This is a genomic window from Pseudoduganella aquatica, from assembly GCF_009857595.1.
Lineage (GTDB): Bacteria > Pseudomonadota > Gammaproteobacteria > Burkholderiales > Burkholderiaceae_D > Rugamonas > Rugamonas aquatica_A.
Window position 1 is genome coordinate 14,112 of sequence record NZ_WWCU01000042.1, and the last position, 11,834, is coordinate 25,945.

The 11,834-nt window shown below is 65.8% G+C and carries 12 protein-coding genes; 1 reads left to right on the forward strand and 11 read right to left on the reverse strand.

The genetic code is table 11. The features are described from left to right. Window positions 1-2 precede the first annotated feature (2 nt). The 11 genes from GTP77_RS25310 to GTP77_RS25360 form a co-directional block, all read right to left on the reverse strand. Window positions 3-2,198: a TonB-dependent siderophore receptor gene (locus GTP77_RS25310; protein WP_161074930.1), complete on the reverse strand. Its 2,196-nt coding sequence runs from the start codon at window positions 2,196-2,198 to the stop codon at window positions 3-5. Window positions 2,199-2,288: 90 nt separating this feature from the next. After that, window positions 2,289-2,714: a Fur family transcriptional regulator gene (locus tag GTP77_RS25315; protein ID WP_161074931.1), complete on the reverse strand. Its 426-nt coding sequence runs from the start codon at window positions 2,712-2,714 to the stop codon at window positions 2,289-2,291. Window positions 2,715-2,756: 42 nt separating this feature from the next. Further along, window positions 2,757-3,533 carry a 3-oxoadipate enol-lactonase gene (pcaD, locus tag GTP77_RS25320; RefSeq protein ID WP_161074932.1) on the reverse strand — a complete coding sequence of 259 codons (777 nt, stop codon included), beginning with the start codon at window positions 3,531-3,533 and terminating at the stop codon, window positions 2,757-2,759. Window positions 3,534-3,544: 11 nt separating this feature from the next. Further along, a complete protein-coding gene (locus GTP77_RS25325; protein ID WP_371869400.1) occupies window positions 3,545-4,711 on the reverse strand; it encodes a benzoate/H(+) symporter BenE family transporter in 1,167 nt (388 codons plus the stop codon). Between the two features lie 2 nt (window positions 4,712-4,713). Beyond that, the gene (locus tag GTP77_RS25330; protein WP_161074933.1) at window positions 4,714-5,505 is read right to left on the reverse strand and encodes a 1,6-dihydroxycyclohexa-2,4-diene-1-carboxylate dehydrogenase; all 792 of its coding nucleotides are present in this window, start codon (window positions 5,503-5,505) and stop codon (window positions 4,714-4,716) included. Then, on the reverse strand, window positions 5,502-6,521 hold the full coding sequence (gene benC / locus GTP77_RS25335; protein WP_161074934.1) for a benzoate 1,2-dioxygenase electron transfer component BenC: 1,020 nt from the start codon (window positions 6,519-6,521) through the stop codon (window positions 5,502-5,504). Before benC ends, GTP77_RS25330 begins: the two co-directional genes overlap by 4 nt. Before the next feature lie 16 nt (window positions 6,522-6,537). After that, window positions 6,538-7,029: a benzoate 1,2-dioxygenase small subunit gene (gene benB / locus GTP77_RS25340; RefSeq protein ID WP_161074935.1), complete on the reverse strand. Its 492-nt coding sequence runs from the start codon at window positions 7,027-7,029 to the stop codon at window positions 6,538-6,540. Further along, entirely contained in the window at window positions 7,026-8,405 is a 1,380-nt protein-coding gene (benA, locus tag GTP77_RS25345) for a benzoate 1,2-dioxygenase large subunit (protein ID WP_161074936.1), read from the reverse strand. Before benA ends, benB begins: the two co-directional genes overlap by 4 nt. 12 nt (window positions 8,406-8,417) lie before the next feature. Further along, complete coding sequence (catA, locus tag GTP77_RS25350; protein ID WP_161074937.1) at window positions 8,418-9,338, reverse strand: catechol 1,2-dioxygenase; 921 nt, start codon at window positions 9,336-9,338, stop codon at window positions 8,418-8,420. 25 nt (window positions 9,339-9,363) lie between these two features. Continuing rightward, a complete protein-coding gene (gene catC, locus GTP77_RS25355; RefSeq protein WP_161074938.1) occupies window positions 9,364-9,654 on the reverse strand; it encodes a muconolactone Delta-isomerase in 291 nt (96 codons plus the stop codon). Between the two features lie 11 nt (window positions 9,655-9,665). After that, window positions 9,666-10,775 (reverse strand): muconate/chloromuconate family cycloisomerase, encoded by a 1,110-nt coding sequence (locus GTP77_RS25360; RefSeq protein WP_161074939.1) that lies wholly within the window; start codon window positions 10,773-10,775, stop codon window positions 9,666-9,668. Between the two features lie 111 nt (window positions 10,776-10,886). Here GTP77_RS25360 and GTP77_RS25365 point away from each other — a divergent pair, with 111 nt between their 5' ends. Continuing rightward, window positions 10,887-11,801, forward strand: a complete 915-nt coding sequence (locus tag GTP77_RS25365) for a LysR family transcriptional regulator (RefSeq protein WP_161074940.1) — start codon at window positions 10,887-10,889, stop codon at window positions 11,799-11,801. Window positions 11,802-11,834: the final 33 nt, after the last annotated feature.

Here is an 11,834-nt window from a genome sequence, read left to right on the forward strand (position 1 = left end):
GGTCAAAAGCGGTAGGCCAGGGAAGCGGTGATGGTGCGCGCGGCGCCGGGCGCCACCCACAGCTGGCTATAGGCGCTGGCGTAGTAGGCGCGGTTGAACAGGTTGTCCACGTTGAGCGAGAGGCGCAGGCGGGGCGTGGGGGCGTAGGCGGCCAGCAGGCGCGCGGTGGTGTAGGCCTGCAGGCGGAAGCTGCTCGACACGGCCACGTCGCCCAGGCGCCCGCCGGCGTAGCCCAGGCCCGCGCCGAGCGTGGCGTTGCCGCCGCTGCCGCTGGTCCGGAAGGTTTGCGACAGCAGCACGTTGGCGCTGTGGCGCGGCACGTTGGGCAGGCTGCTGCCGGTGCGGATGGTGTTGTCGCCCTTCGTTACGCTGGCGTCGGTGTAGGCATAGGCGCCGGACAGGCGCAAGCCGCCAGCCAGTTGGCCGGACACGTCCAGCTCCACGCCCTTGCTGGCGACTTCACCGGCCGCGATGGCGAAGTCCGTGTTAAGCGGATTGGTGGTCAGCACGTTTTTCTTGGCGATGCGGTAGAGCGCAAGGGTGGCGTTCAGGCGTCCGTCCGCCGTGTCGGCCTTGGCGCCGATTTCGCAGGCGCGGCTGGACTCGGCCGGGAAGGCGTGGTTGTCGATGCTGATGCCGCTGTTGGGCCGGAAGCCCTTGGCCGCGCTGGCGTACAGCGAAACCTCCGCCGCAGGCTGGTACACCAAGCCCACGCGCGGGCTGCTTGCGCTGAGTCCCTGTTCGTTGGCGGCCGCCGTGCGGCGGTTGATGACCTGCTGGCGATAGCTGTCGCGCCGCACGCCCAGCAGCGCCTTCCATTGCGCGCCCAGCGACAGCTGGTCCTGCAGGTAGACCGCGTGCGCACGCTGGTGCTCCAGCGTGTCGATGGACAGCGTGAGCGGATCGGCCACGGCGCCGTACACCGGCGCGTGGATGTCGATGGCGTAGGGATTGCCCGCGCCCGGATTGCGCCGCAGTTGCAGGCGTTCGTCGTCGAAGCGGTAGCCGTCCAGGCCGAACAGCAGCTTGTGCGTCACCGCGCCGGTGGCGATTTGCCCCAGCAGTTCGGCGCGCGCCGAACGGTCGGTGGCGGAGAAGTCGCGGTATCGGCGCTGGCGGCGCAAGGTGCGGCCGTCGGCCAGCAGGTTGTTCGCTTCGCTGGAATACCCGGCCAGCGAACTGTCGCGGTAGGACAAGCCGGTTTGCAGCGACCACGCAGGCGACAGCTCGTGCTGCACGAATAGCTGATGGCCCAGTGACTTCACCGTCATGCCGCCGTCGCCCGGTTCGCCGAGGAAGCGCGACACCGGCACCGCGCCCAGCTTGCCGTTGACGGCGAGCACGCCACGGTCGAACGGCGACTGTTGGCGCGCCGCTTCGATTTCGTAGGAGACCGTAGTGGCGGGGCCGATCAGCCAGAGCAGCGACGGCGACAGGAAGTCGCGCTCGCTGTGCAGTGTGTCGCGGAAGCTGTCGCCCTGCTGGTGGGCGGCGTTCAGGCGGTAGGCCAGCGTCTCGCCGAACGGGCCGGTCAGATCGGCGGCAGTGCGCCAGGTGCTGAGGCTGCCGGCGGACGTCTCCACGCTGTACTGCGGCGCGAAGCGCGGCTTGCGGGTGAGGATGTTGACGGTGCCGCCCGGATCGCCTCGTCCGTACAGGGCGGACGCCGGGCCTTTCAGGATCTCCATCGACTGCGCGCCCGCGATGTCGCGCATGCCGTTGTAGCCCCGGCTGGAACTGAAACCGTTCACCATGTAGTCGGAGCCGAAATTCGGATCGCCCGTGAAGCCGCGCATGGCGTAGCTGTCCCACAGGCCGCCCAGATTGCTCTGCGGCGCGATGCCGCTGGCCAGTTCCAGTGCGGACGACAGTGAGGTGGCGCCCGCGTCGCGCAGCAGGTCGGATGTCAGCACGCGCACGCTCTGCGGCAGGTCTTGCAGCAGGGCGTCGGTCTTGGTGGCGCCGGCCGCGCTCAGGCTGCGGTAATTCTGGCGCTGGCCATTGATGGTGACGCTGCCGGCCGGCTCGCCGCCGTCCGCGCCGGCCGCCGCGCATGGCAACGCGCAGGCCCACGCCGCCAGCGCGGCCACGGATTTCCTCCTGAAACGCAGGGTGCTCCAGCCTTCAAAATTGGCGGGGCTGAGATTGATCAGTGTGGGTTTTTCCGGGCCGGGCAGGCGGGTGTGGTGGACGGGCATGGGAGTATCCATTAATGCAAGAGGGTTGCAATAATAGTTTTACTCGCCGATAAATGCAACTCGATTGCATTTATGGTTAAAAAAAGCGGATTACTTCTTGCTGCAGCGTGGGCAGATTCCCTTGATGAGGAAGTCCACTTCCTCGCTGACGAATCCTTCCGGCATTTTCACGCGGCGCGGCAGCGGCACGTCGTTGAAGCAGGTGATGGCGTCGCAACTATTGCACTGGAAATGCGCGTGTTCGTGATTCTGCTGGCCCGCGCCGGCGGAGAAGCGCCACACCTGGTCGGCGCCCGCGATGCGGTGCGCCAGGCCGTTTTCGGTCAGCCATTCCAGCACGCGGTACAGCGTGACCGCGTCCAGCGGCTCGCCGGGCAGGTGGGCGTGGATCTCGTGGTGCGTCATCGCCTCCTTCTGTTTGAGCAGGTAGGACAGCACCCGGGTACGCGGCTGGGTCAGGCGCGCGCCGGTGTCGCGTATCAGCGATTCGGCTTGGGAGATGAGGGACGGAGACATGCGCATATTCTATCACGCAGCCCTCAAGCCATCCGGCAGCCGTCAGGCCAGGAACTCCAGCAGCTGGCGCGTGAACTGGGCCGGCGCTTCGACGTTGGAAATGTGGGACGCGGGCAGGGCGGCCACGAGGGCGCCGGGGATGGCGCTGCGCAGGGCTTCGGCGTCCGCCACGGTGGTGACCGGGTCCGCCGCGCCGGCGACGATGAGGGTGGGCGCGGTAATGGCGTGGATCTCGGCGCGCAGGTCGGCGCTGGCCAGCGCGTCGCAGCAGGCGGCGTAGCCTTCGTAGTTCTGGCCGCGCAGCTTGTTGGCCATGGCGTCGGCGACGGCGGGCTGGTGCTGCACAAACTCGGGCGTGAACCAGCGCGAGGCGGCGCTGTCGGCAATCGCGCCCAGTCCTTGCGCGCGCACGGCGGCGGCGCGGGTTCGCCAGCCGTCCGCCGTGCCGACGCGCGCCGCCGTGTTGGCGAGTATCAGCCGGTTGAGACGCTTGGGCGCGTGCACGCCCAGCCATAGTCCGGTGACGCCGCCCATGGAGATGCCGCAGAAGTGGGCTTTTTCGATGTCCAGGTGGTCCAGCAAGGCCACCACGTCCGTGCCCAACTGGTCGATGGAGTAGGGGCCGGGCGGGCTGGCGGACAGGCCGTGGCCGCGCGTGTCGTAGCGGACCAGGAAGTTGCGGCCTGCCAGCGCGTCCGCTTGCTCCTGCCACATGCTCAGGTCCGTGCCGAGCGAGTTGGAAAACACCAGCGCGGGCAGGCTGCGGTCGCCCTCCGTGCGGTAGTGGATGCAGGTGTCGTTGATGATTGCGATAGGCATGGTGGTACTCGTTAGTTCATTGCGGCCGGTTTGCGTTTCAGGACGAAATAGGCGAACAGCCCTATCAGGATGCCCCAGAAGGCCGAGCCCAGGCCGAGGAAGCTCATGCCGGATGCGGTGGCGATGAAGGTGATGACCGATGCTTCTCGGTGCTGTTCGTCCTCGACCGCGCCCATCAGGTTGGAGGTGATCGCGCCCAGCAGCGCCAGGCCCGCCAGCACCGCCACCAGTTCTTTCGGCAGGCTGGCGAACAGCGCCACGATGGTGGCGGCCAGCGTGCCGCCGATGATGTAGAACACGCCGTTGGCCATGCCGGCCACGTAGCGGCGTGCTGGATCTTCGTGCGCGTCCCGGCCGGTGCACAGCGCCGCCGTGATGGAGGCGATGACGATGGTGATGCCGCCGAAGCAGGCCACCGCCAGCGAGGCGATGCTGGTGGCGACCATGATGGGCTTGGCGCTGGTGTGGTAGCCGGACAGCTTGAGGATGGCCATGCCGGGCAGGAACTGGCCGCTCAGGCTGACCAGCACCAGCGGCAGCGCGAAACTGAAGGTGGAGCGCCAGCTCCATTCGGGCGTTATCCATTGCGGCGCGGCGGCGGCGATGCGCACGCCGCCCAGGTCCGCCGCGCCGGTGGTCCACGCGATTGCTGCGCCGGTCAGCATCACCACCACCACGGCGTAGCGCGGCACGAATTTTTTGCAGACGATGTAGCTCACCACCATGCCCACCGCCAGCACGGGCAGTGTGGCAATGGATTTGAAGGTGTTCACGCCGAACTGGAACAGGATGCCCGCCATCATGCCCGCCGCCACGCCTTTCGGGATGTGGCGCAGCAGCTTGTCGAAAGAGCCGGACAGGCCGATCAGCAGTATCGCGGCGGCCGCCGTGATGTAGGCGCCCACCGCCTCGTTGATGCTCATGGCGGGGAACAGCGTCACCAGCAGCGCGGTGCCGGGCGCGGACCAGGCGGTGATGATGGGCGTCTTCAGCCGCCAGCTGAGCCACAGGCCGGACAGGCCCGCGCCCAGCGAGATGGCCCAGATCCAGGACGACATCATGGCCTGCGAGGCGTGCGCCGCGCTGGCAGCCTGGAAGAAGATCACCAGCGGGCCGGCATACGAAATCACGACCGCGAGGAAGCCCGCCAGCACGGCCGAGAGCGACCAGCCGCGCACGGTCAGCCCTGGTCGCCGCCACCGACCGGCAGCACGGTGCCGGTGATGTAGCTGGCTTCGTCGGAGGCGAGGAACAGGATGGCGCGCACCTGTTCGCTGATGGTGCCGTAGCGGTGCATCAAGCTGCTGGCGATGGTCTGGTCCACGATGCCCTGATACCAGACCTGTTCCTGTTCGCTGAGCGGCTTGGGGTTGCGCGGCACCTTGCGCGGCGGCGCCTCGGTGCCGCCGGTGGCCACGGCGTTCACGCGGATGCCGTCCTGCGCGTGCTCCAGCGCCAGGCTGGCCGTCATGGCGTTCACGCCGCCCTTGGCTGCCGAGTAGGGAATGCGGTAAATGCCGCGCGTGGCGATGGACGACACGTTGACGATCACGCCGCGCTGCTGCTCTATCATGGCCGGCAGCACCGCGTGGCAGCACCACATGGTGGGGAACAGCGAGCGGCGGATTTCCGCTTCGATCTGCTCGGCCTCGTACTCCTGGTAGGGCTTGGCCCAGATGGTGCCGCCCACATTGTTGACCAGCACATCGACGCGGCCGAAGGCGGCGATCGCGGCGCACACCATCTCGCGCGCGCCGGCGTGCGTCTCCAGGTCCACTTCGCAGGCGATGGCCAGCGCAGCGGGGAAGTCGCGCCCCGACTGCACCTCGGCCAGCACTTCCAGGACCAGCGGCGAACGGTCCGCCAGTACCAGCGATGCGCCTTCGCGCGCGGCTTCCAGCGCCACGCCGCGTCCTATACCTTGTGCGGCACCGGTAACGATGACGACTTTATCCTTGAATCGCATATTCATGCTCCGCTGCTGGCCGAGAATTTTTCGAAATAGAAGTTGGCTGGCGTCACGCCCACGTCGCCCAGCCAGGTGCGCACCGCATCCACCATGGGCACGGGGCCGCACAGGTAGACGTCGGCGTCGCCACCGTTCAGCCAGGACGGCTCAACGTGGTGCGTGGCGTAGCCCTTGCGTGCATGCGCGCTGGCCTGGTCGGCCACGCAGGTGAGGTAGCTGAACTGCGGATGCGCGGCCGCGATGCGGTCCAGCTGCTCCAGCGCCACCAGGTCGCAGTCGCGGGTGACGGCGAACACCAGCCGCACCGGCTGCGGGAAGCCGTGCGCCGCCAGCACTTCCAGCATGGACAGGAAGGGCGCGATGCCGGTGCCGCCCGCCAGCATCAGCACCGGACGCTGCACGGGGCGCAGGTAGAAGCTGCCGAAGGGACCGGAGAAGGCGATCTGCTGGCCGGGCTGCGCCGCGTCCGACAGATAGCTGCTCATGCGGCCACCTGGCACGTTGCGCACCACGAAGGAGGCTTGCTGCGAACCGGGCACGGAGCTGAAGGAATAAGAGCGCGTGAGCGCGGTGCCGGGCACTTCCACGTTCACGTACTGGCCGGGCAGGAAGTCCAGCGCGTCCGGCTGCGCCAGTTTGATCGAGAAGCGCAGCGTGGACTCGGACAGCACTTCCACCGAGGCGATGCTGCCGGGGTGGCTGGCCGCCGCCGTCTTGCAGGACGCGGAGGTGGCGGGAATCTTGATGACGCAGTCCGACGTGGGGCGCATCTGGCAGTTCAGCACGTAGCGTTCCGCCGCGTCTTCCGGCGTGAGCGCGTCTTCGATATAACTGGATTCGGGCATGTCGTAGCTGCCTGATTCGCACAGGCCGCGGCAGGTGCCGCAGGCGCCGTCGCGGCAGTCCAGCGGAATGTTGACCTTCTGGCGGTAGGCCGCATCGGCCAGCTTTTCATTGGGGTTGCAGCTGATGAAGCGGGTCACTCCGTCTTCGAACTGCAGTGCGATGGTATGGCTCATGTCCGTGCTCCAGACTTTAAATATGGTAAATGTCGATAACCTGATTGATGTAGTCGTTTTTCAGCACGACGTACTTGTTCAGGATCTTCGGCGCCGCGCCGGAAAAGTCGATCACGTAGCGCGACATGCCGAAGTAGCTGTAGTCCGTCTTGTAGCGGTGGCTCAGCGTGTACCAGTTGAAGCGCACCGTGCAGACCGCGCCGTCCTGCTTCTCCAGTTCCACGTTGGCGATGTTGTGGCTGGTGCGCGTGTCCGGCATGGTGGCGCTGGAACGCTCGGTCTTGATGCGGAACACGCGGTCTTCCAGGCCCTGGCGGGTGGGGTAGTAGATCAACGAGATTTCGCGTTCCGGATCGGAGACCAGCGTGTCGTCGTCGTCCCAGGCCGGCATCCAGAACTGGGCGTCCGGGTGGTAGCAATCCAGCCACTCGTCCCACTGCTCGTCGTCCAGCAGGCGGCTTTCGCGGTACAGGAAAGCGGCGATGCCATTGATGTCGATGCCGCTCATTTCTGCTCTCCCTCGGCGCGCAGCGCCTGCTTCATCACATCCAGCCAGTAGCGGTGCTGCACCGTGTACAGGCCTTCGTCTTCGGTCTTCACGCCGCTCATCACTGGCTGCAGGCCGATCTCCTTGGCCGCGTCGTCCGCGCCTTCGATCCAGTGCGTGGAGCCCCGGCACATGTCGTTCCATTCCATGGCCTTGCCCGCGTAGCCCTGCTGGCAGGCGCGGAATTCTTCCAGGTCGTCCGGCGTGGCCATGCCGCTGACGTTGAAGAAGTCCTCGTACTGGCGGATGCGGCGCGCGCGCGCTTCGGCCGGTTCGCCTTTCGGGGCGATGCAGTAGATGGTCACTTCGGTCTTGTCCACCGAGATCGGGCGCAGCAGGCGGATCTGCGACCCGAACTGGTCCATCAGGTAGACGTTGGGGTAGAGGCACAGGTTGCGCGAGCGCTCCACCATCCAGTTGGCGGTGGCGGTGCCGAACTTGTCCGCGTACTCGCCGTGGCGCGGGTAGTTGGGACGGTCCTGCGGGTTGGCCCACTTGGTCCACAGCAGGATGTGGCCTTGCTTGAAGGCGTAGAAACCACCGCCTTGCTTGCCCCATTTTCCCGCGTCCATGGCCTTGATCTTGTCCTCGCGGCCGTTGGCGGCATCCGCCTCGGCTTCCTTGCGGCGGCTGGTGGTGGCCGCGTAGTTCCAGTGCACGGCCGAGACGTGGTAGCCGTCTGCGCCGTTCTCGGCCTGCAGCTTCCAGTTGCCTTCGAAGGTGTAGGTGGACGAGCCGCGCAGCACTTCCAGGCCGTCCGGCGACTGGTTCACGATCATGTCGATGATCTTGGCCGCTTCGCCCAGGAACTCGGACAGCGGCGCCACGTTCTCATTCAGGCTGCCGAACAGGAAGCCCTTGTAGTTCTCGAAGCGCGCCAGCTTTTTCAGGTCGTGCGAGCCTTCCTTGTTGAAGCACTCGGGGTAGCCTGCTTCTTCCGGGTCTTTCACCTTCAGCAGCTTGCCGCTGTTGTTGAAGGTCCAGCCGTGGAAGGGGCAGGTGTAGGTTGCCTTGTTGCCGCGCTTGTGGCGGCACAGCTGCGCGCCGCGATGGCTGCAGGCGTTGATGAAGGCGTTCAGCTCGCCCTGGCGGTTGCGCGCGATGAACACGGGCTGGCGGCCGATGTGGGTGGTGTAGTAGTCGTTCACATTGGCCACCTGGCTTTCGTGCGCCAGGTAGATCCAGTTGCCCTCGAAGATGTGCTTCATCTCCAGCTCGAACAAGGCTTCGTCGGTGAAGGCGCTGCGGTGCAGGCGGAAGTCGCCTTTCGCGTGGTCTTCCACCAGGTAGTCGTCCAGGCTCCTGGCCTCGGACTTGACGGGAATGATAGGGATCATGACGTTCTCCGTTCAGGCGGCGGCGCGGACGCGTTCCACTTCGGCTTCCGGCGCGGCTGGGTGCTCGCCGTACAGGCGGAAATCGAAGTCGATGCTGGAGTAGGGCTGGCGCAGGTCTTTTTGCGCGATGGCGGCCGCATCGGTCACCTTGCTCACCGCCGGCACCAGGCCTTCGCGGCTGGCGAAGGCGAAGTCGTCCCACAGGTATTCGTCGCCGTCGATATTGATCTGCGTGGTCAGCTTGCGGTGGCCGTCGGCGGTGACGAAGAAGTGGATGTGGGCGGGACGCTGGCCGTGGCGGCCCAGCTGGTCCAGCAGGGTCTGGGTGCTGCCGCCCGGAGGGCAGCCGTAACCCTTGGGCACAATGCTGCGGAACTGGTAGCGGCCTTGCGCGTCGGTGAAGATGGTGCGGCGCAGGTTGAAGTGCGACTGCGTCGAATCGAAGAAGGAGTAGTTGCCCATCAGGTTGGCGTGCCACACTTCCACCTTGGCGCCAGGCAGCGGCTTGCCCGCTTCGTCGTAGACGGTGCCCTGCATGAACAGCACTTCGGCCTCGGCGCTTTCGCTGCCGTCGTCCAGGCGTGCAAAGCCTTGGCTTTCCGGCGCGCCGGCCACGTACAGCGGGCCTTCGATGGTGCGCGGCGTGCCGCCTTGCAGGCCGGCCTTGGCTTCGGCTTCGTCGGCGCGGATGTCGAGGAAGCGCTCCAGGCCAAGGCCAGGGGCCAGCAGGCCCAGTTCATTGGCCTTGCCTGCGTTGGTCAGGTACTCCAGGCCTTTCCAGAATTCGCTCGGCTGGATGTCCAGGTCTTCAATCGCTTTGCACAAGTCTGCCACCAGGCGCGCCACTACGGCCTGCACGCGCGGGTTGGCCGGGCGGGTTGCGGTGTCGATGATCCAGCTCTTTACCAGCTTGTCGATGTCGTTATGTGTCATGTCAGTCTCCGTCTAGTGGGTGTGGTTAAAGGTCGTTGCTGCGGATTGAAGATGGATGGCGGCACAGCGGCATCACCTCGATCTTCATGTAGGGGAACAGCGGCAGCGTGGAGAGCAGGGTGTGCAGCTCGTCGATGCTGGCGGTGTCGAAAATGCTGATGTTCGAATACTGGCCGGCGATGCGCCACAGGTGGCGCCACTGGCCGCTGGATTGCAGCTCTTGAGAATACGCCTTCTCGCGCGCCTTGATGGCGGCTGCTTCGGCTTCGGGCAGGGCGGATGGGATATTCACATCCATGCGAACGTGGAACAGCATGGCAATTCTCCTTAGTGGCGGCGCAGGCGGCCGAGTTTGTCGGTGTCGACTGCAACGCCCAGGCCGTGGCCGGTTGGCACTTGCAGCATGAAGTCCTTGTAGACCAGCGGCTCCTGCAGCACTTCTTCGGTGAGCAGCAAGGGGCCGAACAGTTCGGTGCCGAAGGACAGGTCGGCGAAGGTGGAGAACAGGTGGGCCGATGCGGCCGTGCCCACTCCGCCTTCCAGCATGGTGCCGCCGTACAGGGCCACGCCCGCCAGTTGCGCCACGGTGGCGACCTGGCCCGCTTGCACCAGGCCGCCGGACTGGGTGATCTTCACCGCGAACACGTCCGCCGCCGCGCTGGTGGCGTAGTCGTAGGCGGTGAGCGGGCCTTGCAGGGCTTCGTCGGCCATCAGCGGCACCGAGAAGCGCTGCGCCAGGCGGGCCATGGCGGCCTTGTGGTGGGCCGGCACCGGCTGCTCGATCAGGTCCACGCCGCCCGCTTCCAGCGCGGTGATGGCTTCGATCGCCTGCAGCTCGTTCCAGGCCTGGTTCACGTCCACGCGGATGCTGACCGCGTCGCCCAGGGCGCGTTTGATGGCCAGCACGTGGTTCACGTCGTCGGCCACGGCGCGCGCGCCTATCTTCAGCTTGAAAATGCGGTGGCGGCGCAGTTCCAGCATTTTTTCGGCTTCGGCGATGTCCTTGGCGGTGTCGCCGCTGGCCAGGGTCCAGGCCACGGGCAGTTCGTCGCGCACGCGGCCGCCCAGCAGCTCGCTCAGGGGGATGCCGAGGCGGCGGGCCTGCGCGTCGAGCAGCGCGGTTTCGATGGCGCACTTGGCGAAGCGGTTGCCCTGGATCGCCTTGCGCAGCTTGGCCATGGCCTTGGCCACCTGGCTCGCCTCCATCCCGATCAGCAGCGGCGCGATATGCGTGTCGATATTGGTCTTGATGCTCTCGGGGCTCTCCTCGCCGTAATTCAGGCCGCCGATGGTGGTGGCCTCGCCCCAGCCTTCCACGCCGTCGCCGCAGCGTACGCGCACCAGCACCAAAGTCTGCGTGCTCATGGTGGTCACGGACAGCTTGTGCGGACGGATGGTGGGGACGTCCGCGAGGATGGTTTCTATGCTTTTGATCATATCTTATCCGTATAGTCGGTATAATTCGAAGGGATAACACCACGATAAACCCTTGAAAAAGCGTCGTCCAACACTGATTTGGTATCGCGTCAATACTTATAAGGTATAGAGATGGAGATCCGGCATTTGCGCTACTTCCTTGCTGTTGCCGAGGAGAAAAACTTCACGCGGGCCGCGCACCGCCTGTTCATAGCGCAGCCGCCGCTAAGCCGGCAGATCCAGCAACTGGAAGAGGAGTTGGGCGTGGCCCTGTTCGAGAAAGGCTCGCGGCCGCTGCGTCTCACCGAGGCCGGTAGCTTTTTTCAGGCGCATGCCCAGGTTTTGCTCGACAAGATGGCCGATCTGAAAACGATGACGCAGCGCGTGGGTAAAATCGAGCGCACGCTGTCGATCGGCTTCGTGGCGTCGACGCTGTACGGCCTGCTGCCGGAAATCGTGCGCCGCTTCCGCACGCAGTACGAGGGCGTGGAAATCACCTTCCACGAATTGACGACGATGGAACAGATGCGCGCGCTGAAGGAAGGCCGCATCGATGTGGGATTTGGCCGCGTGAAGTCGGAAGACCCGTCGATACGCCGCATTCTGCTGCGCGAGGAAAGGCTGATCGTGGCGCTGCCGGTGGGACACCGGCTGGCGGAACTGGGACGGCCGCTCAAGCTGCGCGAGCTGGTGGGGGAGAATCTGATCGTCTACCCGCGCAACCCGCGCCCCAGCTTCGCCGACCAGGTGCTGGCCATTTTCAGCGACCGCGCGCTGCATCCCGAGCACGTGATGGAAGTGCGCGAGCTGCAGATCGCCATCGGCATGGTGGCGGCGGGGCAGGGCATCTCCATCGTGCCGGACAGCCTGCAAGGCATGAAGCGCACCGATGTGCAGTATGTCGAAATCGACGACAAGCACGCGGTGTCGCCTATCCTGTTCAGCATACGGCTGATGGACAGGACCGAGGAAATCCGCAACATGCTGCAGATTATTTACGACGTCTACGAGTCGCGCGGCATCCCGCACGTGAAGGAGGAGTTGTAGGGCGGGTTAGCAACGCGTAACCCGCCATTGCGA